Source organism: Rhodococcus sp. BH4 (genome assembly GCF_002079265.1).
Classification (GTDB): Bacteria; Actinomycetota; Actinomycetes; order Mycobacteriales; family Mycobacteriaceae; genus Rhodococcus_F; species Rhodococcus_F qingshengii.
The window spans coordinates 3762613-3789303 of record NZ_CP014941.1; the positions used below are offsets into that span (position 1 = coordinate 3762613).

The following is a 26691-nucleotide window of genomic DNA, read 5'->3' on the forward strand; positions in this document are numbered from 1 at the left end:
ACTACTGAGAGGGCTCACCGTGCCGAACCGGAGCATGACCGAAGACGATCCGCTCGAAGACTTCGACCGTCGAACGATCACCATCGACGCAGTGGCGAAGTCCGTGTACGTGGCCGGCACCGGTCCCGCAGTAATCGTCATGCCGGAGATGCCGGGCATCAGCCCGCATGTAGCGCGATTCGCCCGCTGGGTGCGCGACGCCGGTTTCACTGTCTTCGTTCCGTCACTGTTCGGGCACGACGGCGCGGTCCCCACAGTGAACGAGGGGCTGACGGTATTCAAGAGAGCCTGCGTCAGTGCAGAATTCCGCGCCCTCGCTGCCGATGAACCGAGTCCGGCGGTCCGTTGGCTGCGTTCACTCGCCGCTTCCGCCCATGAGGAGAGCGGCGGACCTGGCGTCGGCGTGATCGGAATGTGCTTCACCGGTAACTTCGCGTTGTCGATGATGCTCGAACCCTCGGTCATCGCGCCGGTTCTCGCCCAACCGTCGTTACCGCTCGATCGACCGGACGAAACCGACAGCGGGCCCGAAGAACTCGAAGCCGTGCGCTCGAGACTCGAGGCCGAAGACCTCACGGTGCTTGCATACCGCTTTCGAGGTGACTCGTTCTGCCGCGCACAACGATTCGCCGCCTATTCGAAGGCCTTGGGCGAGCGCTTCGTCGGGAAGGTACTACCCGACGAAGCGGCCAACGCGACAACGTCGCCGTTCTTCGAACACGTCATTGCCAATCCACACAGCGTGTTGACGGCTCATCTCGTCGACGAGGCGGGATCGCCCACCACCGTCGCACGAGACGAGATTCTGCAGTTCTTCCGGGAGCGATTGCTCGCGGAACGAACCAGCGATCAGTGAAGTTTCGTCATCCAGCCGTGGGTGTCGGCGAAGGTTCCGCGCTGGATACCCGTGAGGGTGTCGCGCAGTGCCATCGTCACCTCACCCGGCTCGCCGTCGGCGATGGTGAACTCGCCCTCGGCGGACTTGACGCGTCCGACGGGGGTGATGACTGCTGCTGTGCCGCAAGCGAAGACCTCGGTGATTTCACCGCTCTTGCACTTGGTGCGCCATTCGTCGGTGCTGATCTTGCGCTCCTCGACGGCGAAACCGGAATCGGCGGCAAGGGCGAGCAACGAGTTGCGCGTGATGCCTGGCAACAACGAACCGGACAGCGACGGCGTCACGAGGCGAGCGTCGGGGCCCGAGCCGAAGACGAAGAACAGGTTCATTCCACCCATTTCCTCGACGTACGTGCGCTCGATGGCGTCGAGCCAGACCACCTGGTCGCAACCCTCGTCGGCGGCTTGCGCCTGGGCGAGGAGTGAAGCGGCGTAGTTGCCGGCGAACTTGGCCGCGCCGGTACCACCGGGGGCCGCGCGAACGTATTCGGTGGACAGCCACACACTGACCGGCTTGACGCCGCGCGGGAAGTACGCACCGGCAGGCGAGGCGATCAGCAGGTAGCGGTACTCGTCGGCGGGACGGACACCGAGTCCGGCTTCGGTGGAGAACATGAACGGACGGAGGTAGAGCGCGTCCTCGCCACCGGCTGCGGGAACCCAGTCGAGATCGACGTCGATCAGTTCGGTGATGGAATCGATGAACATCTGCGACGGGAGCTCCGGCATGGCCAGACGGCGCGCAGATGCCGCGAAACGCTCGGCGTTGGCCTCGACGCGGAACGAGCTGATCTCGCCACCCGGCTGACGGTATGCCTTGAGGCCCTCGAAGATGGCCTGTCCGTAGTGCAAAACCATTGCGGCCGGATCGAGCTCGATGTTTCCGTACGGCAACACCTGGGCGTCGTGCCAGCCCTTGCCCGCGGTGTAGTCGATCGAGACCATGTGGTCGGTGAAGTGCCGCCCGAAGCCGGGCGCCGCCAAAATGTCACGGCGCTCGGCGTCGGACTTCGGGGACGAGCTCTGAACACGAACGAAATCGGCGGCACCTGTCATGGGCGCAATCCTATCGAACGTGAAAAAGCTCTCTACTTGGTGTTGGTCTCCACGAACGGAGGAGACACCACGACGCACCGAAGAGCACGACCACGGACGTCGACTTCGATCTCGTCGCCGGCCGAGACATTGGCACCGGAATCGAGGAGCGCCAACGCAATTCCCACTTTGAGCGAGGGCGAAAACGTCCCCGAGGTGGTCTCGCCGATTGCCTCGCCGTCACTCAGAACACCGAGGCCGGCACGAAGCACGCCGCGATCGAGAGCCTTGATCCCCCAGAGTTTGCGAGCCGGGCCGGCAGCCTTCTCGTCGGTCAAGGTCTCTTTGCCCCAGAATGTCGGCTTCTTCCAACCGATCGCCCATCCGCAGCGCGCTTCGAGCGGAGAAATCTCGAGCGAAAGCTCATGCCCGTGCAGCGGATACCCCATCTCGGTACGAAGAGTGTCACGGGCGCCGAGTCCGGCGGCCTGCCCACCCTCGGCGCGCACTGCCTCGAGAAGCGCGCGGAACAACGGCTCGCTGTCGTCCCACCGCGGCAGGAGTTCGTAGCCGACCTCACCGGTGTAACCGCTGCGGCACACACGAACAGGCACGCCGTTCCATTCCGCATCTTCGTACGCCATGTACTCGATCTCGGTGGGAAGTCCCAGAGCGGTCAGAACCGCCACCGATTTCGGACCCTGCACTGCCAGCACACCGTAGGCACGATGCTGATCCTCGACGGTGATTCCGTCCGGTGCCACAGCGACCAGAGCCGCAACGACGTCCGCGGTATTGGCTGCGTTCGGGACGAGGAAGATCTCGTCGTCGCTGACGTAGTACGCAATGAGGTCGTCGATGACACCACCGGACTCGTTGCAGCACAACGTGTACTGAGCCTTACCCGGCCCGATCTTCTTCAGGTCGTTGGTCAGTGCGGAGTTCACGAATTCCGCGGCGCCCGCGCCACGCACGACGGCCTTGCCGAGGTGACTGACGTCGAAGAGTCCGACATTCTCACGCACAGAGGTGTGTTCGGCCACGACGCCGGCGTACGAAACCGGCATCTGCCACCCCCCGAACGGCGCGAACGTCGCGCCGAGTTCGACGTGGACGGGGTGGATCGGGCCCTGCAACAGTTGTTCGTCGGTCATGGCCCACAACCTATCGGACTTCGCCGATCGAAACATGTCCGCAGCGAGAGCTCACCCGGCCGTGACGATCGCCCGTCCGCAAACTGCAAAGGGCCTAACATCGACTCAGGCATCCGCCAGAACCGGACGCATCGCACACTCACCTCACAGGAGACACCTTGAGCACTCGCACAGCCCGATCGTTGGGACCCGACCTCGTTCTCGCCGGCACAGTCGCCAAGCGCGCAGAGATACTGGTCGTCGGTCTGACGTCGGGTCCGGACGGCCCCGAAATCGCACTCAGCGAAGGCATCGTCGCCGAAGACGTACTCGCCGAGATCCTCGACAGCCTCATCGCCGTCGGCGCCACGGGCAAGCCCGAGCAGCTCACTCGTGTCCCGGCACCGAGCGAACTGTCGGTCACCAGCGTTCTCGCCGTCGGACTCGGCTCTGCCGACAAGCTCGGCAGCGAGCAGATCCGTAAGTCCGCCGGCGCCGCAGCTCGCTCGTTGTCCGGCATCGACACCGTCGCAACCACGCTCTCGATCCTCGACCTCGGTGCAGCCGCCGAGGGATTTGCGTTGGGCGCGTACAGCTTCACCGAATTCAAGTCGTCCATGACGGCTCCCGGTCCCGATTCGCAGCCACTGGCCCGCGTCGAACTTCTGGTGCCGTCGCCGCGCACGAAGGAGACCAAAGCGACGCTGGCACGGTCGGCCGCCATCGCCGAGGCCGTCGCCACCGCACGCGAGTTCGTCAACACTCCCCCGAGCCACCTCTACCCCGCCGAGTTCGCCGCGCGCGCGAAGGCACTGGGCGTCGAGGCCGGGCTCACCGTCCAGGTTCTCGACGAGAAGGCACTCGAGAAGGGTGGCTACGGCGGAATCATCGGCGTCGGCAAGGGCTCGTCACGCCAGCCGCGTCTCGTCCGCCTCGAATACGCGTCGAAGAAGCGTGGCGCCCGCAAGGTCGCACTGGTGGGTAAGGGCATCACCTTCGACACCGGCGGAATCTCCATCAAGCCCGCCGCCGGCATGGAGAACATGACCTCGGACATGGGCGGCGCCGCAGCCGTCATCTCCACCGTCGTGCTTGCCGCCAAGCTCGGCCTGCCCGTCAACGTCGTCGCATACGTACCGATGGCCGAGAACATGCCGTCCGCGACCGCCCAGCGTCCCGGCGACGTGCTGACCCAGTACGGCGGAATCACCATCGAGGTCGTCAACACCGACGCCGAGGGCCGTTTGATTCTTGCCGACGCGATGGTTCGCGCGGGTGAGGACAACCCCGACTACATGATCGACACCGCCACCCTCACCGGTGCGCAGATGGTCGCGCTCGGCAACCGCACCCCCGGAGTCATGGGCACCGACGAGTTCCGTGACCGCGTCGCCTCCATCTCGCAGAGCGTCGGCGAGAACGGCTGGGCCATGCCGCTGCCGGAGGAATTGCGCGGAGATCTCGACTCCAAGGTCGCCGACATGGCCAATGTCACCCCGCACCGCTGGGGCGGCATGCTGGTCGCAGCTCACTACCTCAAGGAATTCGTTCCCGAGGGTGTCCAGTGGGCGCACATCGACGTCGCGGGGCCGGCCTACAACACGTCAGGGCCGTGGGGTTACACCGGCAAGGGCGGTACCGGCGTTCCCGTTCGCACGATGATCTCGGTCCTGGAGGACATCGCGGTCAACGGCTGACCCCTTGCTGTGCGCCTTTATTAACCCCCCGCGGTTAATAAAGGCGCACAGCAGTTCAGGCGCCGTCGCGTAATTCCTGCTCTCGGGCCCGCTTGCGTTCGATTCGCTTACGTTCGTCGTGATCGCGCATACGCTGCGGATATCCCGTCTTGCGGACGTCGTAGACCGGGATCTTCAGGTCCTGTCCCAATTTGCGGGCACCACGTTCGCCGCCGACACGACGACGAGTCCACTCCCCGTCCTTCGCAACCAGGACGACGGTCACCTCGGTCACCGTCGTCTGCGGTTCCACATAGGCCTCGACGCCTTCGTGCGAGTGCGCCCAATTCGCCAGATGATCCGCATCACTTTGCGCTGCGGCCTGAGCCGCACTTGGCGGACGCTTGAAACGATCGAACAGTCCCACGGTCGTACCCTCCTCGGTACCGACGCCGCGGATGCACCCCGGCGATATGTCAAGTTTGCCAGGCGATGTCCGTTGTGCCTGCGCACGACATACCGTTTGGTCCGCTTACGACGTTACAGCCGGACCCCCGACGCATACCTACTCGCCAGTAGCCGACACACCCGAAACGGACGGCATCCCCCTCATCGGACACGCCCGGCGTATCAATGGAAAGATGAACGACGGTGACGCCGCGCCCGCGCGTCGACATCGGCAAAATAGCTACAAGTAGCCGCACGTCGCGCGCCACTCGAGCACAATGCATTACGACCACAAGTCGACAAAATTCAACAACCCGAACACAACTGTCGAGGAGTCAAAAGACATGGCCTTCTCCGTCCAGATGCCAGCCCTAGGTGAGAGCGTCACCGAGGGAACTGTCACACGGTGGCTCAAGCAGGAAGGAGACACGGTCGAAGTCGACGAACCCTTGCTCGAAGTCTCCACGGACAAGGTCGACACCGAGATTCCGTCTCCCGTCGCCGGCGTCCTGACCAAGATCGTCGCGCAGGAAGACGACACCGTGGAAATCGGTGGCGAGCTCGCCCAGATCGGTGAAGCCGGCGAAGCCGCAGCACCCGCGGCAGAGGCACCCGCCCCCGCCGCCGAGGAAGCTCCCGCCGAGGAAGCGCCGGCTGCCGAAGCTCCCGCTGAAGAAGCTCCCGCTGCCGAGGTACCCGCTGCTTCCGGCGGTTCCGCTGAAGGTACCGCCGTGACGATGCCCGCCCTCGGCGAGTCCGTCACCGAAGGCACCGTCACCCGTTGGCTCAAGGCTGTCGGCGACGAGGTTGCCGTCGACGAGGCGCTGCTCGAAGTCTCGACCGACAAGGTCGACACAGAGATCCCGTCCCCCGTCGCCGGAATCCTGCTCGAGATCAATGCGCAGGAAGACGACACCGTCGAGATCGGTGGCCAGCTGGCCGTCGTCGGCTCCGGCGCACCCGCCGCGGCTCCGGCACCCAAGGCCGCTCCCGCAGCACCGGCAGCACCCCCTGCCCCCAAGGCCGAAGCTCCGAAGGCCGAAGCACCCAAGGCTGAAGCTCCCAAGCCTGCCGCCGCACCGGCCGCACCCGCTCCGAAGCCTGCTGCGGCTCCCGCACCGGCGGCTGCCCCCGCAGCTTCCGGTGACAGCAGCCCGTACGTCACCCCGCTCGTGCGCAAGCTCGCCACGGACAACGGCGTCGACCTCGCGACCGTCACCGGCACCGGCGTCGGCGGCCGCATCCGCAAGCAGGATGTGCTCGCCGCTGCGGAGGCCAAGAAGGCTCCCGCCGCCGCTCCTGCTGCTGCAGCACCCGCGGCCGCACCGGCCGCCACCGCAGCCGCAGGCGTCCGACCCGAACTGGCACACCTGCGTGGAACCACGCAGAAGGCCAACCGTATTCGGCAGATCACGGCCACCAAGACACGTGAGTCGCTGCAGAACACCGCTCAGCTCACGCAGACCTTCGAGGTGGACGTCACCAAGATCGTCGCCCTGCGGGCCCGTGCCAAGGCCGGCTTCATCGAGCGCGAAGGCGTCAACCTGACGTTCCTTCCGTTCTTCGCCAAGGCAGTCGTCGAGGCGCTGAAGTCGCACCCGAACATCAACGCCAGCTACGACGAGGCTGCCAAGCAGATCACCTACTACGACGCTGAGCACCTCGGCATCGCAGTGGACACCGATCAGGGCTTGCTCTCCCCCGTCATCCACAACGCCGGCGATCTCGGCCTGGCCGGCTTGGCCCGCGCCATCGCCGACATCGCCAAGCGTGCACGCTCGGGTGGCCTGAAGCCGGACGAGCTCTCGGGTGGCACCTTCACCATCACCAACATCGGCAGCCAGGGCGCGCTGTTCGACACCCCGATCCTGGTACCGCCGCAGGCGGCCATGCTCGGAACCGGCGCGATCGTCAAGCGCCCGATGGTGGTCACCGACGAGAACGGCAACGAGTCCATCGGCGTTCGCTCGATGATCTACTTGCCGCTGACCTACGATCACCGTCTGGTCGACGGCGCCGACGCCGGCCGATTCCTCACCACTGTGAAGCAGCGGTTGGAAGAAGCCTCGTTCGAAGCTGATCTGGGCCTGTAAGCAACTGCTCGGCCGGCCGGGGCGTCATCTCCATCAGGAGGTGGCGCCCCGGCTTTTTCAGTACGGTCGGAGATATACGTTCGGATATCGAAGCACGCTGAATCGAAGGAGGCTTTCCGAATGCGAGTAGTCATCGCCGGCTCGTCCGGTTTGATCGGAACGGCCTTGGTGTCATCGTTGCGCTCCGACAACCACGACGTGGTGCGTCTGGTGCGACGCTCGACCGCCGGCCCCGACGAATCGCGTTGGGACCCGGACCACGACCGTCTGGACCTCTCCGTCCTGCAGGGCGCCGACGCCGTCGTGAACCTCTGCGGCGTCGGCATCGGCGACAAACGGTGGTCGGGTTCCTACAAGCAAGCGATCCGTGACAGCCGCATCGTCGCGACCGACGTCTTGGCCGAAGCGGTCGCGAGTCAGAAGGTTCCCGTCCTCGCCAACGCGAGCGCCGTCGGCTATTACGGCGACACCGGCGACAAGATCGTCGACGAGGATTCGCCGGCAGGCACAGACTTTCTCGCCACGACGTGTCGCGATTGGGAACTTGCCACCGAACCGGCGCGTGCGGCGGGTGCCCGCGTCGTCAATCTGCGGTCCGGCGTCGTGATTTCACCTCATGGGGGCATGCTCGGTCGGCTTCGGCGCCTCTATTCGTTCGGCCTCGGCGGGCGACTGGGCAACGGTCGCCAGTACTTTCCGTGGATCTCACTCGAGGACGAGTGCGACGCGATCAAGTTCGCGCTCACGAATTCCGAACTCTCCGGTCCCGTCAACCTGACCGGTCCGGCCCCTGTCACCAATGCCCAGTTCAATGACGCCATGTCCCGTGCGGTCCACCGCCCGGCTCCCTGGATCGTTCCCGGGTTCGCACTCGAAGCGTTGATCGGAGAATTCGCCAAGAGCGGCATCCTCGGTGGCCAGCGCGCCATTCCCGCAGCTTTGGAAAAGGCGGGATTCTCTTTCCGCCACAACACGATCGGCGAAGCGCTGGCGGCCGCACTCGGTTGATTCCGAAGTCGGGCGTAATCTCTACGTCCATGAGCAGCGCTGCCGTTTCCGCCCGGTTCTCGAAACTGCCGATCGCCGTCGAGCAACTCGGTTCGATCGACTACAACGCCGCGTGGGACCGCCAGCGTGAGCTCGCGGCTGCGCGGGCGGACGACATCGGACCGGACACGCTACTGCTCCTCGAACACCCGCCGGTGTACACGGCAGGACGACGCACGGAACCCGAAGATCGTCCCGTCGACGGCACGCCTGTCATCGACGTCGACCGCGGCGGGAAGATCACCTGGCACGGCCCCGGCCAGCTGGTGGGATATCCGATCGTGAAACTGGCCGAGCCCATCGACGTGGTGCGGTATGTCCGACGCATCGAGGAAGCACTGATCACGGTGTGCACGGACCTCGGCCTGAACTGCGGGCGCATCGACGGCCGCTCCGGCGTCTGGCTGCCCGCCGAACTCGCAAACGGGCAATGGAAGCCCGAGCGCAAGGTTTCTGCCATCGGCGTGCGCGTCCAACGGGGCGTGGCACTGCACGGCTTCTCCCTGAACTGCAATTCGGTCCTGACCGGATTCGACAACATCATTCCCTGCGGCATCCGTGACGCCGGGGTCACGACGCTGTCGCATGAACTCGGTCGCGACGTCACCGTGGACGAAGTCACTCCCGCTGTGACCGAGGCAGTGATCGCTGCTCTCGACGGAACCATGCCCGTCACCGAACGGAACGTCGAGCGCGTCACCTTCGAAAGCGCCTCGCCTACTCCGACTTTTACTACCGTTCAGTACAGCTGACGGGCTCGCCCGAACCCCGTTGCAGTAATCACCGGGCGTAGGATCACTGTCGTGACTATCGCCCCAGAAGGACGTAAGCTGCTCCGTCTCGAGATCCGAAACGCGGAGACGCCCATCGAACGCAAACCCAACTGGATCAAGACCCGAGCAAAGATGGGCCCCGAGTACACGGAGCTCAAGGGCCTGGTCAAGCGTGAAGGTTTGCACACCGTCTGCGAGGAAGCGGGCTGCCCCAACATCTACGAGTGCTGGGAAGACCGCGAAGCCACGTTCCTGATCGGCGGTGAGCAGTGCACACGCCGCTGCGACTTCTGCCAGATCGACACCGGCAAGCCCGAAGCCCTCGACCGCGACGAGCCCCGTCGCGTCGCGGAAAGCGTTCAGGCCATGGGCCTTCGGTACTCCACGATCACCGGCGTCGCCCGCGACGACCTCCCCGACGGCGGCGCCTGGCTCTACGCCGAGACCGTCCGCAAGATCCACGAACTCAACCCGGGCACCGGCGTCGAGAACCTGGTTCCGGACTTCAACGGCAAGCCCGAACTGCTCGACGAGGTCTTCGCCTCACGCCCCGAGGTACTCGCACACAACCTCGAGACCGTCCCCCGCATCTTCAAGCGGATCCGTCCGGCATTCCGGTACCAGCGCAGCCTCGACGTCATCACCGCAGCACGCGACTACGGACTGGTCACCAAGTCCAACCTGATCCTCGGCATGGGCGAAACCCCTGAAGAGGTCACCGAGGCGATGGCAGATCTCCACGCCGCCGGTTGCGACATCCTCACCATCACCCAGTACCTGCGCCCCTCGCCCCGGCACCACCCCGTCGAGCGGTGGGTCAAGCCCGAGGAGTTCGTCGCACACTCGAAGGCTGCAGAAGAGATGGGCTTCGCCGGCGTCATGGCCGGTCCGTTGGTTCGCTCGTCGTACCGCGCCGGCCGCCTGTATGCGCAGGCCATGGCACATCACGGCCGTGAACTTCCCGAGGCGCAGCGTCATCTGACCGAGGGCGGCGACGCTTCCCAGGAAGCCAGCTCACTCATGGCGCGCCTGAATCGCTGATCCACTTTTTGCTGTGCGCCTTTATTAACCGCGGGCGGTTAGTAAAGGCGCACAGCAATGGACGTATCCTGGGTACATGGCGAACGGCAGCAAATCCGGTAAGGGCAAACCCACCAAACAGGCAAAGGCTGCAGCGAAGGCTGCCCGCAAGCAGGCTTCCAAGGAACGTAGAACTCAGCTCTGGCAGGCATTCCAGATGCAGCGCAAGGACGACAAGCTCCTCCTGCCGCTGATGATCGGCACCCTCGTCGGTGCGGCTCTGGTCTTCTTCCTGGTCGGCCTCATCTGGGGCCTTCAGTGGTTCCTGCTGCCGATCGGCATCGTTCTCGGTCTCCTCGGCGCCTTCATCATCTTCGGTCGTCGCGTCCAGAAATCGGTGTACAAGAAGGCTGAAGGTCAGGCCGGTGCCGCTGCGTGGGCGCTCGACAACATGCAGGGTGCGTGGCGCGTTACGAATGCCGTCGCCGGCACTACCCAACTCGATGCCGTTCACCGCGTCGTCGGACGGCCGGGTGTCATCCTCGTCGCCGAAGGTTCGCCGCAACGCGTCAAGGGCCTCCTCGCGCAGGAGAAGAAGAAGACCGCCCGCCTCATCGGCGACACCCCGATCTACGACATCATCATCGGCAACGACGAGGGCCAGGTTCCGCTCTCGCAGCTCCAGCGCTACTTGAACAAGTTGCCCCGCAACATCGACACCAAGCGCATGGACAACATCGAAGGTCGCCTCGCTGCACTGAGCGCACGCGGCGGCGGAGCAGCGCTTCCCAAGGGCCCGATGCCCGGAGGCGCGAAGATGAAGGGAATGCAGCGAACCATTCGTCGTCGCTGACACTCCCCCACAGCAAAACGAAACACCCGGGCCCACACGGACCCGGGTCTTTCTTTACTTCGAGAAATTTGTGTCAGCGCGATTTCACGAGCAAAGTGCCGGTCGCGCGGTCCTGCATACCGCGACCGTCGATGTCGGTGATGGTCGCGGGAATCACGAACACAAGCAGTGCCTGACGTCCGAGCGCGCGCACGAAGCCCACTCGGATCGGGCCTTCGATACGCGCAACCTGAAGGCCGAGGACGAACTGCCCCGGGGTGAAGTTGAACAGAGCCACGGTGACGACACCGACGGCGAACCACACCATCAGCGTGACAGTCGAGGTCATACCGTCGAAGAAGTCGCCGGTGATGAGCGAGGCCACTCCCACAGCCATCACCCAATCCACCAACAGTGCCGCGATACGACGGCCCGAACCGACCAGCGAACCCGGACCCTCCTGAGGGAAACCGAGGAGCTCGCCACGGTACGACTGCTCACGGCCGTCCGCGCTCTTCGGCAAAGCTGCTTGCGGCCCAGAGAGCCAAGTTCCGGTGATACGTGCCATGCTGTCCAGGATAGGCGTCGCAGCACCGTAGTCCAGATTTGCCGGGTTTTAACTGTGTGGCCGGTCACATGGACTTCGGAAATCCCCAGGATGCTGCGACGCGTAACACTGCCGAAACAAAGGGTTGACGAGCGGGCAACACCAGCTCCCTACCGTCTGCCTCGACGGATTCAACCGACATCACTTGGCTGAAGCGACTTAAGGAGCACAAGCGTGGCGTTCACCACGGCCGAAGAGGTCATCAAGTACATCGCGGACGAGAACATCGAGTACGTCGACATTCGGTTCAGCGACCTGCCCGGCGTCCAGCAGCACTTCTCGATCCCGGCGTCTGCTTTCAACCAGGACGTGTTCGAGGACGGCCTCGCATTCGACGGATCTTCGGTCCGCGGATTCCAGTCGATCCACGAGTCCGACATGATGTTGCTTCCCGACGTCACCACGGCGCAGATCGACCCCTTCCGCAAGGCGAAGACCCTCAACATCAACTTCTTCGTGCACGACCCGTTCACCCGTGAGTCCTACAGCCGCGACCCGCGCAACGTTGCCCGCAAGGCCGAGGAGTACTTGGTCAGCACCGGCATCGCGGACACCGCATTCTTCGGCGCCGAGGCCGAGTTCTACATCTTCGACTCGGTTCGCTACGACTCCGGCATGAACTCCGCTTTCTACGAATTGGATTCCATCTCCGGTTCCTGGAACACCGGCGCAGAGACCAACGCCGACGGCTCCCCGAACCTCGGCTACAAGGTTCGTGCCAAGGGTGGCTACTTCCCCGTCGCTCCGTACGACCACTACGTGGACCTGCGCGACGAAATCTCCACCAACCTGACCAACGCAGGCTTCGAGCTCGAGCGCGGCCACCACGAGGTCGGCACCGGCGGACAGCAGGAGATCAACTACAAGTTCAACACGCTGCTCGCAGCTGCTGACGACCTGCAGCTGTTCAAGTACATCGTCAAGAACACCTGCTGGCAGCACGGCAAGTCCGCAACCTTCATGCCGAAGCCGCTCTTCGGTGACAACGGCTCGGGCATGCACGTCCACCAGTCCCTGTGGAAGGACGGCAAGCCCCTCTTCCACGACGAGTCCGGCTACGCAGGCCTCTCGGACATGGCTCGCCACTACATCGGCGGCATCCTGCACCACGCTCCGTCGCTGTTGGCCTTCACCAACCCGACGATCAACTCGTACCACCGTCTGGTGCCGGGCTACGAAGCCCCCATCAACCTCGTGTACAGCCAGCGCAACCGCTCGGCAGCTGTCCGTATCCCGATCACGGGCAACAACCCGAAGGCAAAGCGTCTCGAGTTCCGCGCACCCGACTCCTCGGGTAACCCGTACCTCAACTTCGCTGCACAGATGATGGCCGGCCTGGACGGCATCAAGAACAAGATCGAGCCGATGGCTCCGGTCGACAAGGACCTCTACGAGCTTCCCCCGGAGGAGGCTCGCAACATCCCGCAGGCTCCGACCAGCCTCGAGACGGTCATCAACCGCCTCGAAGCCGATCACGAGTACCTGACCGAGGGTGGCGTCTTCACCACCGACCTGATCGAGACCTGGATCTCGCTCAAGCGTGAGCAGGAAATCGCTCCGGTCAACCTGCGTCCGCACCCGTACGAGTTCGAGCTCTACTACGACGTGTGATCCGCATCCTGACGTAAGTCAGACCTGCGAGTACCGAGTCCACCCGTCCCGCTTCTGCGGGGCGGGTGGACTTGTTTCGGTCCGAGGGAAACCCCTCGGACAGATGATGACCGGCCTTCATACCGGACGCGGTCGAATCGCGGATCAGCCGCGGGCACGTTGACCGATGGCCGCATTGTTGACGATATGGGCGATTCGACCTGCCCGTGTTGCGTCTCGAGCGGCACTGACGATCCACCACAGCATCTGTTTGCGGGCGCTGGGCGGAAAACTGTCCCAGTTACTTCGCGCTTGCGTGTCCAGGTCCAGCGCCGCCTGCAAGTCAGATGGTTCCTCGAGGTCTTCGACTTGGTCGAGAATCGTCCACCAACCAGTGGATTTCGCGGCAGCAATGGCACCACGACCAGCAGCGGTCATGAGGCCACGCGCCTCCATATCAGCTGCGCGTTCGCGGTTGAGTCGGGTCCAGGAACTCTTGCGTCTCCGCGGTGTGAACAGTTGCAAATTGCGCTCTTCGTCGAAGACGGTGTTGGTGGAATCGATCCACCCAAAGCAGATCGCTTCCTCAACGGCCTGAGGGTAGGGGCAGCGTGGTCGGCTGGTGGTGGTGCGCCAGGAGCACAACCACACTCCGCGGCCTGACGTGTGATTGTCCGTCAACCAAGTTCGCCACTGTTCGCGAGTCTCGGCGTGGATGATCGGGTAGTCGAACTTCCACGTCTGGGGGTGGACGGAAGCCGGCGGCGATGATTTCGAATCGGTCACTTACTCTCCAAGCCTAGAGGGAATCGGATACGTGTCTCGATAGACGAGGGGCCTGCGCAGGGAACACGTCCCCGCGGCAACTTGGACGTGAATGGTCTTGTCGCGCAATCCTCTTCTGACTGTCATGGTGGCGAGACCCTGAGGTGAAGGGCGAGCCGACTGACGGTGTCGGCAAGCTCGGTTGGTTCGATGACGACCACTGGGGCGGTGAGCGCAATGCGCGCAACCGTCATGGCGAGCCTGCCGAGATCTTCGCTGCGGATCTCGACAAGGCAGCGGTCCGCTGCCACCTCGATCGGTGTGTGGTCAATCCATCTGAGTACGCCCTCGAGGTCGGCGAACGTAGCTTCGATGGCGAGTTTTGCATCGTGGTGACGGGGTTGCGAGCCAACTGATCTCGCGACGAAGCCTGCCGCGTCACCGCCCGGGATCTCGCGTGGCGTGAAATGACTGCCTGCCAGCCAGGGCTCCGAGAGCCGGTCCAGTCGAAATGTTCGCCAATCCGAACGATGGTGGTCCCATGCTACGAGATACCAACGACGCCCCGCCGTGACAAGGCGGTGCGACTCGACGAGTCGTCTGCTGCTCTCGCCATCACCTCGCCGATAGTCGAAACGAACGTGCTCGTGGTCGCGACATGCCGCAGCGAGCACACTGAGTGCTTCGGGATCGACGATGTCGTCATTTGCCCGCCGCATGGAACTGACGCTCGAATGCAGTGCCGACACACGTCGGCGTAGTCGATGGGGCAGGAGTGTTTCGATCTTCGTCAGCGCGCGCAGCGCCGTTTCTTCGATGCCTCCGATGGCGGCCTCGGCGGCGTAGCGCAGTCCGACGGCTACCGCCACGGACTCGTCATCGTCGAGGATCAGGGGCGGCACGTGCGCCCCCGTTGCAAGTCGGTAGCCCCCGTATTTTCCGGACGTGGAATCGACCGGATAGCCGAGGTCGCGTAGGCGATCGATGTCGCGGCGCACCGTCCGCTGCGTGACATCGAGTCGTGCGGCAAGTTCGGCACAGTGCCAGAAGCGATGAGTCTGAAGGAGCGAGAGCAGTTGCAGTGCTCGGCCTGTGGGATCGTTCCGCATTTCTTCAGATTGCCAGCGATCTAGGACTTTATGTGTCCACGATGCTCCCTATCGTCGGAGCAACCGGTCGATCCAGACACGAGATCGGTACTCGACTCAAAGGAGCATCCGTGAATCCATCCGACTTCCCCAGGCCCGTCCTCATCCCAGTGAACGGCGTGGAACTCGAAGTCTTCGAAGCAGGGCGACACAATGCCGGGAAACCCATCGTGTTGTGTCACGGATGGCCAGAGCACGCCTATTCCTGGCGATACCAGGTGCCCGCCCTTGTCGAGGCGGGCTACCACGTCATCGTCCCGAACCAACGCGGCTACGGCAATTCGTCACGTCCGACCGAAGTGACGGACTATGACATCGAACATTTGGCGGGTGATCTCATCGCACTTCTCGATCGCTACGGCTACGACGATGCCACCTTTGTCGGTCACGATTGGGGTGCCTTTGTCGTGTGGGGCCTTACCCTGTTGCACCCGGACCGGGTAAACAAAGTGATCAACCTGAGCCTGCCCTACCAGGATCGCGGAGAGCAGCCGTGGATTGAGTTCATGGAAGCCGTGCTTGGCGGTGATTTCTACTTCGTCCATTTCAATCGACAGCCGGGCGTCGCGGACGCGGTGTTCGAAGACAACACCTTCCGGTTCCTCCGCAACCTGTACCGGAAGAACGAACCCCTCAGGGAACCTCAGCCGGGTATGGCGCTGATCGATCTCGCCAAAGCAGAGACACCACTCGGTGAGCCCCTGATGAGCGATAGAGAATTGGCCGTTTTCGTCTCCGCCTTCGAATCGACAGGATTCACGGGCAGTGTGAACTGGTACAGGAACCTTGACCGCAACTGGCATCTGCTGGCGGAGGTGGACCCGATCATCCAACAGCCCACACTCATGATCTACGGCGACCGTGACGCGATCGCGAGAGCTGAGAACCTGACAGAGTTCGTGCCCAATGTGGAAGTAGTCAATCTCGATTGCGGTCACTGGATCCAACAAGAAAGACCCGAAGAGACCAACCAAGCGATCTTGAAATGGCTGGAACGGCAGGATGCCACATAGTTTCAAGGCTAGGTGCGGTCTCAGTGAAAATGTCAGTCTCATTCAAGTCCAGTAGGGGGCTTGATCCGGACCGACCGTCTTCGAGATTTGGCGAGAGCGTCGGTAAACAAACCATGCACTCAACCCGACGATGGGCACAAGCCAAATCCCGACAGAGAAGGCGACAGCGCGCCACACACCGACTCGCCCGGACACAGAAACCACATCGGCCGTTCCGACAAGACACAGGGAAAGCCAAATCAAGGCGAGAATGAATCCGCCGCCGTACAGAAGAAAGAATGCTTCGAATCCGTCCATGCAGTCCATTCCACTGTCGGCGCAGTCCTGAAGCCCAGCCGCACCGAGTAGGGAAATGTTCACGGTGGCGATGCTATGGGCCAGGGCGTCCCGAACTGCCGAACAAGCGGGCGGATTCGGCGATGCGAACGCCGCTCAGCCCGAACAGAGTAGAAGCCCCACCCCCGTGGGGAGGGCGGGGCTTCCTCTGGTCCGGCGCTCACGCACAGTGGGAGGGTGGTGGACATGCCGGACCGACGACACGGCAGGGAGTCAAGCTGCGGCGCCCAAGCGCTGACCTGAAGGAATGCGCCTGAGATCGTGGTTACGAGAACCATCAAACCAGACAAACTGGACGCATGTTCAGGAATCGCGAGATTCGACCCCCGCACGTCAGAAAGATCTCACTGCACCCGATAGGTTTCGCTGCGGACAGGATCAACCAACTGCCGCATGATCTCGTACGCGCGGTCCGGATCCGTGTACGGCGGAATCATCATCAGAACGAGTTGACGACCATAGATGTCGTCGAGATACATCAAATCGTGGGGCTGGCCAGGGTACGGACCCCGCACTTCCAGTCCGTCGACCTCGTCGATACGACGCTGCGCGCTGCTGATCGTGTTCCAGTCGAACGCAACCCGCGCGATCGGCCCCAACCTCAGCGAAAGTGCGGATATCAGATCGTGAAGCTCCGCCGTGACGTTCGTGGTCCACGGGAACCACGCGCCGTCAACCGATGCCTTGACGGCACCTTGCCCACGAAGCAGGAATCGCGGAGTCCGCGTCGGCGACGGGAAAGGTTGCCCGACATGGCGCTGCGGCGCTTCCATTGCATAGTCGAGAGTGCTGATGTGCGCCATGACGAGGCTCCTTGACGGAGGATTCGTGGAACCGTCAGGCAGAGGTGCCCGGTCGTGGGTTCCATACCTTCAGACTACTCCGCTACGCAATCCCGACTACGCATCGACGGAAATGATCACGCCGGTGTCGCCGTACGGGAACGGACCATTACCGATGTGACCAAGGGTGTTGAAGAATTTCGAAATAGGCACCATCACACCGTATTTCGCTTTGACTTTGCTGCGGATCTCGTCGAATTCAGCTCCACCGCTCACCAACTGAGCGGTCCCGGTGACCGGCGACGCACCGTCGGCAACCTTTCCGCGGTTGTTGCACGGCACCACGGTGACGCGTGGGTTGTTCCGCAGACGCTTGGCCTTACCCGACTTCGAGGAAGTCCAGAAGCCGATACGTCCGTCAGGCAGAGGCACGACCCACGTCGGCGTGGCTACGCCGTCACCGCTCTTACGGAATGTGGTGACCGAGATCGTCGTCTCTTCGCCCAGGGACATGAAACGAGCGTATGCCTCCACAACCTCCACGACCATGCACGCGAATGAATTTTCTCTACCCCAGGAGTTTCAAAACGGACAATTATCCGGACGAAGGTGAACAACAGGTGCCGAGTGGTGGAAATGTCGCGGAACGACCACGTCTGAGGTCGATTTGAGGCCCGGAGGTGTTGGAACATGACTTCTCGTGAATGCGGAACTCATCGTTCTCCTCGTCGTCGTCGTAACCGCTCTGGGGTTCGACTTCACCAACGGTTTTCATGACACTGGCAACGCTATGGCCACGTCGATTGCAACCGGCGCCCTCAAGCCCAAGGTGGCAGTCGCTCTGTCTGCTTCCTTGAACCTGGTCGGAGCTTTCCTCTCGGTAGAGGTTGCTGCCACCGTGGCCAAGGGCGTGGTGAACCTCGGAAATGTGGGTGGCCAAGCGCTGCTCACCATCGTCTTCGCCGGCCTTGTCGGCGGCATCATCTGGAACCTGGCAACGTGGTTGCTCGGCATCCCCTCGAGTTCCTCACACGCACTGTTCGGCGGCCTGATCGGCGCCGCCATCGCGTCCCTCGGCATGAGCGGTGTCGCCTGGAGCGGCGTCCTCAGCAAGGTTGTCATCCCCGCAGTTCTCGCTCCCGTCGTGGCCGGCTTGGTTGCCGCGGCCGGCACCTGGCTCATCTACCGCATCACCTCCAACGTCGGAGAAGAAACCAAGGACAAAGGTTTCCGACTCGGCCAGATCGGTTCGGCTTCACTCGTTTCCCTCGCACACGGCACCAACGACGCTCAGAAGACCATGGGCGTCATCTTCCTTGCCCTGGTCGCCCACGGAACCATTTCCGCCGACGCGGACATGCCGTTCTGGGTCAAGCTCACCTGTGCGCTCGCGATCGCTGCCGGAACCTACCTCGGCGGTTGGCGAGTCATCCGCACTCTCGGCAAGGGACTTGTCGAGATTGCCGCACCACAAGGCATGGCAGCCGAAGCATCCTCTGCTGCAATCATTCTCACCTCCAGCCACCTCGGCCTTCCGCTCTCCACCACCCATGTGGCGACGGGTTCCATCATGGGAACCGGTCTGGGACGCAAGGGCGCCGAAGTTCGTTGGGGCGTAGCCGGACGTATGGCGGTCGCCTGGTTGATCACTCTTCCGTCCGCTGCAATCGTCGGCGCTCTGTGCTGGGGACTGGCCGACATCGTCGGCGGCCTGCCCGGTGTCCTGGTCGTCTTCGCCGTGCTCATCGCGTTGGCCGGCTGGATGTACCTGCGCTCCCGCAAGGAGCCCATCGATCCGAGCAACGTCAACGCCGAGTGGGACGGCGGCCTGGTACCCGCAGAGGTCCCCGGTCCGGACGCCCGCGTCACCACCGACGCCAAAGCCTGAAAGAGGGAATCGACATGGATATCTTGAAAAACACCGTCGACTCGCTCTGGCAGGTCGTACTGGTCGGCCTCCTGCTGGGCGCCGGACTACCGGCGATCTTCGCAATCGGCCTGAAGTCGCTCGACGCCGGACAACGTGGCAGTGGCGGCGGGAGCACTGCCGTCGCGGCTCGCAGTCCGTTGGCCGTGGCAGGCGCAGTGGTGTGCTTCGCGGTCGTGCTCATCGCGATCGTCACCGGAATCCTCTTCATCATGCAGGGCTTCCTCAGCCACACATTCGGCATCGAGATCTTCTGATCCCGTGCGCCCTCACGAGCGGAAAGACATCACCGTGACTGCACCGACTCCATCCCTTCCTCAATCCATTCTTGACTGGCTTCGCGCCGGCTACCCCGAAGGCATACCGCCCAAGGACCGCATTCCGCTGGTCGCATTGCTACGACGCAAACTCTCGGACGCGCAAATTCGAGACATTGCCATCGGCGCTGCACTCGCAGAACTGAGCGACGTCAACAGCGACCAGGTGATCTCGAGCGACGAGATCAGCGCTCAGATCGCCGATCTGACGAGCCAGACTCCCTCGGACGAGGACATCGCGCGCGTTGCCTCCGTCCTTGCTGCCGCCGGGTGGCCCCTCGCTGATCTCGACAACCACTGAAGCTCGATTCGTTGAGTCTTCCACCACTTCTGGCTTCGATACTCGGCTGGCTGCGTGCCGGGTATCCGAACGGTGTGCCGGAGCAGGACTACGTCCCTTTGATGGCCCTGCTCCGGCGACAACTGTCCGACGACGAGATCGCCGTTCTTGCTGACGATCTCGTCGCCGGCTTTCCGCTTCCGGTCGATCCGATCGACTTTCCCGGTTCGGTCGATCCGATCGACATCGGCGTCCTCATCACCAAGGTCACCGACGATATTCCGCACGAATCGGACGTCGCTCGGGTACGTGAACACCTGATTCGTGGAGGTTGGCAAATCGTGGCACAACCTCCGGTCGACGACGCCTGACGGCATTACGGTAAATCGGACCAGTTTGATAACGAACCGGTAACGGTGCCGTCGAGGTCAATACAGACCACTTAGTGTCATAAGGAATTCCGCGCCTCGGGGGGCTCGGTCGGATTTCGGTGTGCAAGCACCTTTGGGGCGGGAGTGATACATGCACGAGGCTCACACAGATTTGGCGAAGAACCCAGATATTTCGAACCCGGATCTTTCGAGAAACCGTATTTCGAAACGAATCAAGCGTCGGATCCTGGGCCTCGCAGCGACAGCACTCGCACTCCCCCTGACCGCAGGCCTGATCAGCGGATCGGTAGCGACCGCAGCGCCCGCGCGTACCGCCCCGGCCGGTGGCTACGAGGAAGTGTTCGTAGACTCGTCGATGGGACCGATCAAGGTTCAGATCCAGTGGGCTTCGCGCGGCGGCAACGCGGCGCTCTATCTTCTCGATGGCCTACGAGCACGCGACGACCGAAACGCATGGAGTTTCGAGACCAACGCTCTCGAGCAGTATCGCGGCGACAACGTCACGCTGGTCATGCCGGTCGGCGGGCAGTCCAGCTTTTACTCCGACTGGTATGCGAACAGCAATTTGAATCGCCAGCCGGTCACGTACAAATGGGAAACCTTCCTCACCCAGGAACTTCCCGCCTATCTGGAATCGCGCGGCGTCTCCCGAACCAACAACGGCGTGCTCGGACTGTCCATGGGTGGCAGCGCGGCACTGACGCTAGCCGCCTACCACCGCGATCAGTTCAAGTTCGCCGGTTCGCTCTCGGGATACCTCAACATCTCAGCTCCAGGCATGCGTGAGGCGATCCGGGTGGCCATGGTCAGCGCCGGGTCCTTCAATGTCGATGCAATGTGGGGACCGCCGTGGAACCCCGCTTGGCTCCGCAACGATCCCTTCGTGTTTGCACCCGAACTGGCTGGGCTCTCGCTGTACATCTCCGCTGCGAGCGGCCTGCCCGGGCAGTTCGATCAACCGCGTCGGCCCGTCGACTTCGTGAATACCGGTAGTGCCATCGGGCTCGAGGCCCTTGCCTTGATGAACTCACGGGCATTCCAACTGCGCATGAACTCCCTGGGAATTCCGGCAACGTACAGCTTCCCGGCCAACGGCACTCATTCGTGGCCGTACTGGGGTGCAGAACTGTGGAAGGCCCGAGGCCAGATCCTCGACACCCTGAACGCTTGGTGAACTGACAACGACTCGATCACCGACAACCGCAGGCCCCGACCGATATTCGTTCGGGGCCTGCGTCGTTGGAATTCAGAGCGCGGCAAAGAGATCCACGGTATTGCCGTCGGGATCGAGAAGAACGGCGTAACGCTGCCCCCATACGGCGTCGAAGGGCGCCTTGTGCCCGGGGAAGTCGGCTGTCATGCGCTGATACGCCTCGTCTACTGCGGCGGGAGTCCCGAAATCGAAGGCCAAAGCGACGGGGTGTCGACCTTCCCCGACAGCGAAGTCCGGATCGAAGCTCGCGATGGTGGACAGCGCGTCCCAGGCCAGCCGAAGCCCACGGTCGAAAGTGAACTCCACATGCGGAGCGTCAGCGGGTGTTTCCGGAATGTCGAGCCCGAGGGTTCGGTAGAACGCGAGGGAACGCGCGAGATCGTTGGTGACGATTCCGACGAGATCGAGTCTCGGAGAGACGGACACGGTATTTCTCCTGTTTCGGGTCGAGAAGTGATCGGCGAGTGTGTGACGATGATCTGATGACCGGCACTGACACCCTCGCTCTCGACGGTAGTCGGACGGTAGCGTCGAGTCTTGAACAAAACGGCCACACCTATGTCGAGACTCGGATCACCGGTTCGGCCGGCCTCTTCAGTTGCACGTGGAAAAGCACCAGCGAAGCCCATACGCCCACGGAAGCAAAGCGGATTCTTCCCGATCTCTGCGCCGACTTCATCGTCGACAGCACCGGAAAGTCGTGGCTCGTCGGACCTGCCACCGGTGCCGATCTGGTTTCGGTCGCCGCCGGTACAACCATGTGGGGCATCCGGATCAATCCACCGGCTCTGCGGAGCCTGCTCGGCACAGCTGCCGACGCGGTGCAGGATTCGAAGATCGCCTTCGACGACATCCTCACTTCCAGACAAGCGCGGGTACTTGCCGACGCCCTGAGCCACGAGGCAGTCGACGCTCACCTACTGGGCCAGTTGTGGCGCGGACTGGAACCCGACCACGGAATCGAGCGTGGTTACTCCGCGCTCATCTCCTCCCCTTCCACGCCGATACGAGAGATTGCTGCAGACCTCGGTGTTTCCGAACGTCATTTCAGACGATCGATCACATCGGCGGTCGGGCTGTCCCCCAAACTGATTCAGAAGGTGCAACGAATGCAGGACGTGTTGACTCTCAGCCGCGGCGCAAATCTCAGGCTGTCGTCGCTGGCCGGTCGCGCCGGCTACGCCGACCAAGCCCACCTCGCACGCGATACGCGTGCACTGGCAGGCCTGACACCGACTCAGCTACTGCGCGAGCACCGGTAACGATGAGTGAAGAACTGTTCGCCGCCCTCGATCACCTGGCTGCCACGTCAGCTGTCGTGATCGATCGCCCCCGAGGGTCGGCACACCCGCGGTACCCCGATGCGATCTATCCGCTCGACTACGGCTATCTCGACGGCACGGTCAGCGCGGACGGCGACGGGATCGATCTGTTCCGAGGCTCGGCCGTCGGCAACGGTGTTGTCGCCGTGGCCGTTGTTGCCGACATCGTCAAGAAGGACGTGGAAGTCAAGATCCTTCTCGAATGTACTGCGTCTGAAATCGACACTGCCACAGCATTTCTCCGCGACGTTCTAGGTCTGGGTGCCACTGTCTTGCGGCGCGCCGTCAGCTGAGTTCGTCGAATCGCGGAACAAGATGCTCCGCAACCCACTTCGCTTCCTCGATCAGAGGCCAACCTGCCAGGATCAGTGCAGTCAAACCGGTTCGGCTGCGAAGCGTGCGTACCGAGTCCGTGATCGAATCCGGATCGCCGACGTAGTACACGGCCGATGACCCGGTGCCGAAGATGTCGAGGGGTGACCACGCCGTGATACCCGCGTACAGCCCGTCACCGACGTACAACTCCTCCGGTTCCGGAAGTCGGCCGGAGGCAATCTTGTCCGCCCAACCCTGTCGCTGAGCGTCGCGGGCGGTGAAGGTCTTGAGGTCTTGCTTCCCCTGAGTACGACGACGCACTGCGTTGTCCAAGACATGAGCGATCTGCTCGACGCCCGTCTTCTCGAACAACGAACGGAACCGGTCGTGCGCCTGCGCCTTGGTGGGGCGAACGATCACACCGGTGAGCGCACCGAAGTCGGTGAACTCGCGCCCGGCTGCCTCCGCCGCCGCCCGTGCGGCAGAGAATTTGTCTTCGATGAACGAAGTCTCGCGCAGCATCGCCAAGTAGGTGTCGAGCACCTTGCCTGAATTCGCCAGGCCTGCAGGCGAATCACCGGTACCCCACAGCGGAACCTGATGCCCAGCGGGCGCATCGATACGCAGTGGTGTGTTGGAAAAGTTCGACTCCGTGCCTTCGGCGTAGATGCGGCGGAAGTCCGCCCAGTACTGTTCCCCCAACTCGTAACGCTCGTCGTGGGGCACGTTCATGTCGTACTTGGTCAGGATGTTCTCGCGTCCGTTGACCGAGTTGATCAACAGTCGGCCGCCGCTGAAGGCGTCGAAAGTCAATGCCTTCTCCGCCAGCAGTCGCGCCGGCGTCATGTTCGCGTAGACGGCGACGAGGAACTTCATGCGCGTGGTGTGCGCTGCCGCCCACGTCGCCGAGATGAACGGATCGTTCGGCCAGGTGGCAACAAGCGCACCTTCGAATCCGCCGTCGTCGATGGTCTTCGCGAGCTCGATCTGCCTGGCCCCGTCCACGGGGAACAGCCCACCGGGGCTCCACGGGTAGTCCCCGTCTGCCTGGGTGAGATACCAGAATGTCTTGATGCCCATCAGTTCTGCACTCCAGCCGGCAGGTCGAACGATTCGATTCGGGCACGCGAACGGATGGTGTCCGCATTCACGCTGTAGAGCGCGTCGAGGTATGCGACCGCGAAAGAACCGGGGCCCGAGGCATTTTCCTCGGCGATCTCCGATGCCACGGCAACATGCGTGTGCGCGGCAACCAATCCGTCCAGCGCGGTCGACGTGACGGCGAGGTATGCGGCGACAAGACCGCCCAGAGAGCAACCGGTACTGGTCACGCGCGGCAACAGCGCGCTGCCACCGGAGACTCGGATGCCCTGGGTGTCACCGCCCGCATCGCGGCCGACGATGTAGTCGACCGGTCCGGATGCCGACACGGCATCCGCATGCTTCAAGAGTGACAGAGCGGCGGGCACCGCGTCGGCGGAATCGGAGGCACTGTCGACGCCGCGGGTGTCACCGCCGAGTCCGGCCAGAGCGATGATCTCCGACGCGTTCCCTCGGATGGCGTTGGGGTGAAAGCACAACAAGTCCACAGCGATACCGCTCCGCCAGGGCAGTCCACCGACACCGACGGGATCCAAAACCCATGGCGTACCCGCAGTTCGCGCCGCTTCTGCTGCTACCAGGAAGGCTTCGGCAGTCCCGTCGTCCGGCGTCCCGAGGTTGACGAGCACTCCCCCGGCGACGGCAGCGAACCCACCGGCTTCGTGAACGTTGTCGATGTGAGCGTTGCTTGCGCCGGCAGCGAGCAGAACATTGGTCAAGAAGTTCGCAGAAACGATGTTGGTCAGCGACTGGACGAGCGGTACCTGATCGCGGAGTGCGTCGATCGCCGACGCGACGGTTTCGACAGAGACAGTGTCAGACATGAGAATTCCTTCAGAACGGGAGGTAATTTAGGACTGCGGCGATTCAGGACCGCGGACATCGAACATCCGCAAGCGCGCCGCCGGGCTCACCGCCGACAACCATCGGCAAAGTCGGATCTGCAGTCCATTCCTCCAACGAACCGTCGTAGACCTTGACGTCCTCATAGCCGCCGCGGATCAGTGCGAGTGCTGTCAGGCACGCCGAAACTCCACCGCCGCAATAGATCACGACAGGTTCAGCGACGGGTGGTAGAACGTCAGCAGATTTCGACCGAACATCGTCCGCCGGAAGCATCCGGGCATCGGCGTCGAGAAGACCCTTCGCAGACAGATTCACACTTGACGGAATATGTCCGCGTCGCGAATATCGCGTCTTCTCCGTTCCCTCGTACTGCTCAGGCGCCAGCGCGCACACCAGCGTTCCGGCTTCTTCTCCTGAGGACAGTGAGACAACGCGAGGTAGATCGACCCACAGGCCGAGGTCCGTCACACTCCAACGCTTCGACGCCGACGTGTGGGTGACGTCGTCGCCGCTCGCGAGGGCGAAGCCGCATCGAGTCCATTCGGCGAGGCCACCGTCGAGGACCCTTGCTTCGATGCCGGCGTTGCGAAACACCCACCAGAGCCGTGATGCCCAGGTGGTCGAACCCTGGTCGTAGATCACGATTGTCGCACCCGGTTCGATACCACTGGATTGGAGATCGGAAATCAACTGCTCCGTTGACGGGCGTGTGAAATGCAGCGCCGCTTCCCTTTCGGAAAAGACGTCCATGAGGTCGACGTGTCGGGAACCCGGGATGTGCGAGGAAACCCAGCCGTCGTACCCGGACTCCGGGCGATAGTCGCCGTCAAATCGCGCGGGAGGAAAATGAACCGTCGCGTCGAGCACAGCGACGCCTCCCTCGCGCAGCATCGCGTCGAGTTCAGCAGCACTCACCAGCGGCGACGCGGTCTCTCCAACCACTTCGGACCCTCTCCCTCGGAAACGAACAAGCACGAACCTAAATGAGTACTAGCGTATACGCAAGTACTCACTCGTCGCCGATGGCATAATCGAACGCGCTCTGCTTGCATGCACAGGAATGAGGACACATGGATCTCGACGCCGATACGAGCACCACCGATCTGCTGGTGCCAGAGGCTGCGCTGGGCCGGTCCGATCAGACCTCGCGGCAGTACCTACGCCTGCGAGCCGACATCCTGGCCGGCAAGTTCCCCCAGGGCTCTCCGCTGCACGAGACTCAATTGTGCGAATCGTACGGCGCATCGCGTACCCCGATCCGCGAGGCACTCAACTGGCTCGCGCACGACGGTCTACTCGAACGAGCCGCCCGCGGTTTTCGTGTCCGCTCCGGCACTCCCGAAGACGTCATCGAAATCTACGCAGCGCGGGTTGCCCTCGAATCGGAAGCCGCCGGCGCCGCCGCACTCCGCCACAGCGATCTCGACCTTGCCCGCCTGGACGGATTGCACGAGTTCTGCTGCACTGCAACAGAAGGCACCGAGGTTCGTGCCGGAAACTTCAAGTTTCACGAGGCCCTCTGGCAGGCCGCCCACAATTCCACGATCACCTCATTGCTGATCCGCCTCACCACCCAACTGCGAATCTACGACAGCGGCCCGCCGTCGAACTACGGCGAACCTGACCTGCTCAATTCGGAGCATCAAGAGATCCTGAACGCCATCCGCGCCCGGGACGAATCGTCCGCACGTGGTCACATGCGCAACCATCTCGAGCGCAGCCGCGACCAACGAATAAGGATGTTCGCCAGCCGCTGACTTCAGACAGCCCAGATTTCTGCACAC

General features: G+C 63.0%; 30 protein-coding genes. 17 read left to right on the forward strand and 13 right to left on the reverse strand.

Annotation, left to right across the window (positions count from 1 at the left end):
* The first annotated feature begins 34 nt into the window (after positions 1-34).
* The gene (locus tag A0W34_RS17245) at positions 35-856 is read left to right on the forward strand and encodes a dienelactone hydrolase family protein (RefSeq protein ID WP_081557989.1); all 822 of its coding nucleotides are present in this window, start codon (positions 35-37) and stop codon (positions 854-856) included.
* On the opposite strand, the gene A0W34_RS17250 is transcribed toward A0W34_RS17245, so the two are convergent.
* Both A0W34_RS17250 and gcvT read right to left on the reverse strand, forming a co-directional pair.
* Entirely contained in the window at positions 850-1953 is a 1104-nt protein-coding gene (locus tag A0W34_RS17250; RefSeq protein ID WP_003941766.1) for a branched-chain amino acid aminotransferase, read from the reverse strand. The two genes, A0W34_RS17245 and A0W34_RS17250, sit on opposite strands and share 7 nt — an antisense overlap.
* 32 nt (positions 1954-1985) lie before the next feature.
* Positions 1986-3086, reverse strand: a complete 1101-nt coding sequence (gene gcvT / locus A0W34_RS17255; protein ID WP_050655819.1) for a glycine cleavage system aminomethyltransferase GcvT — start codon at positions 3084-3086, stop codon at positions 1986-1988.
* Positions 3087-3244: 158 nt separating this feature from the next.
* Between gcvT and A0W34_RS17260 the strand changes: the two genes are divergently transcribed.
* A complete protein-coding gene (locus A0W34_RS17260; RefSeq protein WP_007730044.1) occupies positions 3245-4762 on the forward strand; it encodes a leucyl aminopeptidase in 1518 nt (505 codons plus the stop codon).
* A gap of 55 nt (positions 4763-4817) precedes the next feature.
* On the opposite strand, the gene A0W34_RS17265 is transcribed toward A0W34_RS17260, so the two are convergent.
* The gene (locus tag A0W34_RS17265) at positions 4818-5168 is read right to left on the reverse strand and encodes a hypothetical protein (RefSeq protein WP_003941713.1); all 351 of its coding nucleotides are present in this window, start codon (positions 5166-5168) and stop codon (positions 4818-4820) included.
* 364 nt (positions 5169-5532) lie between these two features.
* Between A0W34_RS17265 and sucB the strand changes: the two genes are divergently transcribed.
* From sucB to A0W34_RS17290, 5 genes are all read left to right on the forward strand, one after another.
* Entirely contained in the window at positions 5533-7281 is a 1749-nt protein-coding gene (gene sucB / locus A0W34_RS17270; protein ID WP_081558827.1) for a 2-oxoglutarate dehydrogenase, E2 component, dihydrolipoamide succinyltransferase, read from the forward strand.
* 120 nt (positions 7282-7401) lie between these two features.
* Positions 7402-8289, forward strand: a complete 888-nt coding sequence (locus tag A0W34_RS17275) for a TIGR01777 family oxidoreductase (protein WP_003941584.1) — start codon at positions 7402-7404, stop codon at positions 8287-8289.
* A 29-nt stretch (positions 8290-8318) separates the two neighbouring features.
* Complete coding sequence (lipB, locus tag A0W34_RS17280) at positions 8319-9080, forward strand: lipoyl(octanoyl) transferase LipB (protein ID WP_003941602.1); 762 nt, start codon at positions 8319-8321, stop codon at positions 9078-9080.
* A gap of 51 nt (positions 9081-9131) precedes the next feature.
* Entirely contained in the window at positions 9132-10142 is a 1011-nt protein-coding gene (gene lipA / locus A0W34_RS17285) for a lipoyl synthase (protein WP_003941610.1), read from the forward strand.
* 76 nt (positions 10143-10218) lie between these two features.
* The gene (locus tag A0W34_RS17290; protein WP_081557990.1) at positions 10219-10974 is read left to right on the forward strand and encodes a DUF4191 domain-containing protein; all 756 of its coding nucleotides are present in this window, start codon (positions 10219-10221) and stop codon (positions 10972-10974) included.
* A 73-nt stretch (positions 10975-11047) separates the two neighbouring features.
* Here A0W34_RS17290 and A0W34_RS17295 read toward each other — a convergent pair whose 3' ends face one another.
* On the reverse strand, positions 11048-11521 hold the full coding sequence (locus A0W34_RS17295) for an RDD family protein (RefSeq protein WP_003941579.1): 474 nt from the start codon (positions 11519-11521) through the stop codon (positions 11048-11050).
* A 213-nt stretch (positions 11522-11734) separates the two neighbouring features.
* Between A0W34_RS17295 and glnA the strand changes: the two genes are divergently transcribed.
* Positions 11735-13171: a type I glutamate--ammonia ligase gene (glnA, locus tag A0W34_RS17300; RefSeq protein WP_003941609.1), complete on the forward strand. Its 1437-nt coding sequence runs from the start codon at positions 11735-11737 to the stop codon at positions 13169-13171.
* A gap of 144 nt (positions 13172-13315) precedes the next feature.
* Here the strand turns inward: glnA and A0W34_RS17305 are convergent, their stop codons facing one another.
* Both A0W34_RS17305 and A0W34_RS17310 read right to left on the reverse strand, forming a co-directional pair.
* Entirely contained in the window at positions 13316-13936 is a 621-nt protein-coding gene (locus tag A0W34_RS17305; protein WP_042445829.1) for a YdeI/OmpD-associated family protein, read from the reverse strand.
* 122 nt (positions 13937-14058) lie between these two features.
* Positions 14059-15024, reverse strand: coding sequence for a helix-turn-helix transcriptional regulator (locus A0W34_RS17310; protein WP_081557991.1), 966 nt, complete (start codon positions 15022-15024; stop codon positions 14059-14061).
* 110 nt (positions 15025-15134) lie between these two features.
* On the opposite strand from A0W34_RS17310, the gene A0W34_RS17315 reads away from it, so the two are divergent.
* On the forward strand, positions 15135-16076 hold the full coding sequence (locus tag A0W34_RS17315; protein ID WP_156888930.1) for an alpha/beta fold hydrolase: 942 nt from the start codon (positions 15135-15137) through the stop codon (positions 16074-16076).
* Positions 16077-16118: 42 nt separating this feature from the next.
* On the opposite strand, the gene A0W34_RS17320 is transcribed toward A0W34_RS17315, so the two are convergent.
* The 3 genes from A0W34_RS17320 to A0W34_RS17330 form a co-directional block, all read right to left on the reverse strand.
* Positions 16119-16436, reverse strand: a complete 318-nt coding sequence (locus A0W34_RS17320; protein WP_228232664.1) for a hypothetical protein — start codon at positions 16434-16436, stop codon at positions 16119-16121.
* A gap of 320 nt (positions 16437-16756) precedes the next feature.
* Complete coding sequence (locus A0W34_RS17325) at positions 16757-17215, reverse strand: DUF5994 family protein (protein ID WP_081557992.1); 459 nt, start codon at positions 17213-17215, stop codon at positions 16757-16759.
* Between the two features lie 96 nt (positions 17216-17311).
* Positions 17312-17707: a PPOX class F420-dependent oxidoreductase gene (locus A0W34_RS17330; protein WP_232329873.1), complete on the reverse strand. Its 396-nt coding sequence runs from the start codon at positions 17705-17707 to the stop codon at positions 17312-17314.
* A gap of 187 nt (positions 17708-17894) precedes the next feature.
* Between A0W34_RS17330 and A0W34_RS17335 the strand changes: the two genes are divergently transcribed.
* The 5 genes from A0W34_RS17335 (at position 17895) to A0W34_RS17355 (ending at position 21284) form a co-directional block, all read left to right on the forward strand.
* Positions 17895-19082, forward strand: a complete 1188-nt coding sequence (locus tag A0W34_RS17335) for an inorganic phosphate transporter (protein WP_007735433.1) — start codon at positions 17895-17897, stop codon at positions 19080-19082.
* A 14-nt stretch (positions 19083-19096) separates the two neighbouring features.
* Positions 19097-19378 (forward strand): hypothetical protein, encoded by a 282-nt coding sequence (locus A0W34_RS17340; protein WP_003941641.1) that lies wholly within the window; start codon positions 19097-19099, stop codon positions 19376-19378.
* 34 nt (positions 19379-19412) lie between these two features.
* Complete coding sequence (locus tag A0W34_RS17345; RefSeq protein ID WP_003941653.1) at positions 19413-19739, forward strand: DUF3349 domain-containing protein; 327 nt, start codon at positions 19413-19415, stop codon at positions 19737-19739.
* An 11-nt stretch (positions 19740-19750) separates the two neighbouring features.
* Entirely contained in the window at positions 19751-20089 is a 339-nt protein-coding gene (locus tag A0W34_RS17350) for a DUF3349 domain-containing protein (protein ID WP_007735437.1), read from the forward strand.
* A 151-nt stretch (positions 20090-20240) separates the two neighbouring features.
* Positions 20241-21284: an alpha/beta hydrolase gene (locus A0W34_RS17355; RefSeq protein WP_172827113.1), complete on the forward strand. Its 1044-nt coding sequence runs from the start codon at positions 20241-20243 to the stop codon at positions 21282-21284.
* 72 nt (positions 21285-21356) lie between these two features.
* Here A0W34_RS17355 and A0W34_RS17360 read toward each other — a convergent pair whose 3' ends face one another.
* Entirely contained in the window at positions 21357-21749 is a 393-nt protein-coding gene (locus A0W34_RS17360; RefSeq protein WP_047270830.1) for a VOC family protein, read from the reverse strand.
* A gap of 56 nt (positions 21750-21805) precedes the next feature.
* Between A0W34_RS17360 and A0W34_RS17365 the strand changes: the two genes are divergently transcribed.
* Together A0W34_RS17365 and A0W34_RS17370 are read left to right on the forward strand one after the other, a co-directional pair.
* Entirely contained in the window at positions 21806-22585 is a 780-nt protein-coding gene (locus A0W34_RS17365) for a helix-turn-helix domain-containing protein (protein ID WP_232329874.1), read from the forward strand.
* Between the two features lie 2 nt (positions 22586-22587).
* A complete protein-coding gene (locus A0W34_RS17370; protein WP_047270827.1) occupies positions 22588-22938 on the forward strand; it encodes an inorganic pyrophosphatase in 351 nt (116 codons plus the stop codon).
* Here A0W34_RS17370 and A0W34_RS17375 read toward each other — a convergent pair.
* The 3 genes from A0W34_RS17375 to A0W34_RS17385 are packed head-to-tail and all read right to left on the reverse strand — an operon-like array spanning position 22931 to position 25849.
* Positions 22931-24040 carry an LLM class flavin-dependent oxidoreductase gene (locus A0W34_RS17375; RefSeq protein ID WP_081557995.1) on the reverse strand — a complete coding sequence of 370 codons (1110 nt, stop codon included), beginning with the start codon at positions 24038-24040 and terminating at the stop codon, positions 22931-22933. The two genes, A0W34_RS17370 and A0W34_RS17375, sit on opposite strands and share 8 nt — an antisense overlap.
* Positions 24040-24885, reverse strand: a complete 846-nt coding sequence (thiM, locus tag A0W34_RS17380; RefSeq protein ID WP_081557996.1) for a hydroxyethylthiazole kinase — start codon at positions 24883-24885, stop codon at positions 24040-24042. Before thiM ends, A0W34_RS17375 begins: the two co-directional genes overlap by 1 nt.
* Before the next feature lie 43 nt (positions 24886-24928).
* Complete coding sequence (locus A0W34_RS17385) at positions 24929-25849, reverse strand: sulfurtransferase (RefSeq protein ID WP_081557997.1); 921 nt, start codon at positions 25847-25849, stop codon at positions 24929-24931.
* 128 nt (positions 25850-25977) lie between these two features.
* Here A0W34_RS17385 and A0W34_RS17390 point away from each other — a divergent pair, with 128 nt between their 5' ends.
* On the forward strand, positions 25978-26664 hold the full coding sequence (locus tag A0W34_RS17390) for a GntR family transcriptional regulator (protein WP_003941581.1): 687 nt from the start codon (positions 25978-25980) through the stop codon (positions 26662-26664).
* Positions 26665-26691: the final 27 nt, after the last annotated feature.

Excerpts from the sequence above, each read along its gene's own strand:
- A0W34_RS17245 (WP_081557989.1), top strand. The coding sequence starts at position 35 with ATGACCGAAGACGATCCGCTCGAAGACTTCGACCGTCGAACGATCACC.
- A0W34_RS17250 (WP_003941766.1), bottom strand. The coding sequence starts at position 1,953 with ATGACAGGTGCCGCCGATTTCGTTCGTGTTCAGAGCTCGTCCCCGAAG.
- gcvT (WP_050655819.1), bottom strand. The coding sequence starts at position 3,086 with ATGACCGACGAACAACTGTTGCAGGGCCCGATCCACCCCGTCCACGTC.
- sucB (WP_081558827.1), top strand. The coding sequence starts at position 5,533 with ATGGCCTTCTCCGTCCAGATGCCAGCCCTAGGTGAGAGCGTCACCGAG.
- A0W34_RS17275 (WP_003941584.1), top strand. The coding sequence starts at position 7,402 with ATGCGAGTAGTCATCGCCGGCTCGTCCGGTTTGATCGGAACGGCCTTG.
- lipB (WP_003941602.1), top strand. The coding sequence starts at position 8,319 with ATGAGCAGCGCTGCCGTTTCCGCCCGGTTCTCGAAACTGCCGATCGCC.
- A0W34_RS17290 (WP_081557990.1), top strand. The coding sequence starts at position 10,219 with ATGGCGAACGGCAGCAAATCCGGTAAGGGCAAACCCACCAAACAGGCA.
- A0W34_RS17295 (WP_003941579.1), bottom strand. The coding sequence starts at position 11,521 with ATGGCACGTATCACCGGAACTTGGCTCTCTGGGCCGCAAGCAGCTTTG.
- A0W34_RS17310 (WP_081557991.1), bottom strand. The coding sequence starts at position 15,024 with ATGCGGAACGATCCCACAGGCCGAGCACTGCAACTGCTCTCGCTCCTT.
- A0W34_RS17325 (WP_081557992.1), bottom strand. The coding sequence starts at position 17,215 with ATGGCGCACATCAGCACTCTCGACTATGCAATGGAAGCGCCGCAGCGC.
- A0W34_RS17330 (WP_232329873.1), bottom strand. The coding sequence starts at position 17,707 with ATGTCCCTGGGCGAAGAGACGACGATCTCGGTCACCACATTCCGTAAG.
- A0W34_RS17340 (WP_003941641.1), top strand. The coding sequence starts at position 19,097 with ATGGATATCTTGAAAAACACCGTCGACTCGCTCTGGCAGGTCGTACTG.
- A0W34_RS17355 (WP_172827113.1), top strand. The coding sequence starts at position 20,241 with ATGCACGAGGCTCACACAGATTTGGCGAAGAACCCAGATATTTCGAAC.
- A0W34_RS17365 (WP_232329874.1), top strand. The coding sequence starts at position 21,806 with ATGACCGGCACTGACACCCTCGCTCTCGACGGTAGTCGGACGGTAGCG.
- A0W34_RS17370 (WP_047270827.1), top strand. The coding sequence starts at position 22,588 with ATGAGTGAAGAACTGTTCGCCGCCCTCGATCACCTGGCTGCCACGTCA.
- A0W34_RS17375 (WP_081557995.1), bottom strand. The coding sequence starts at position 24,040 with ATGGGCATCAAGACATTCTGGTATCTCACCCAGGCAGACGGGGACTAC.
- thiM (WP_081557996.1), bottom strand. The coding sequence starts at position 24,885 with ATGTCTGACACTGTCTCTGTCGAAACCGTCGCGTCGGCGATCGACGCA.
- A0W34_RS17390 (WP_003941581.1), top strand. The coding sequence starts at position 25,978 with ATGGATCTCGACGCCGATACGAGCACCACCGATCTGCTGGTGCCAGAG.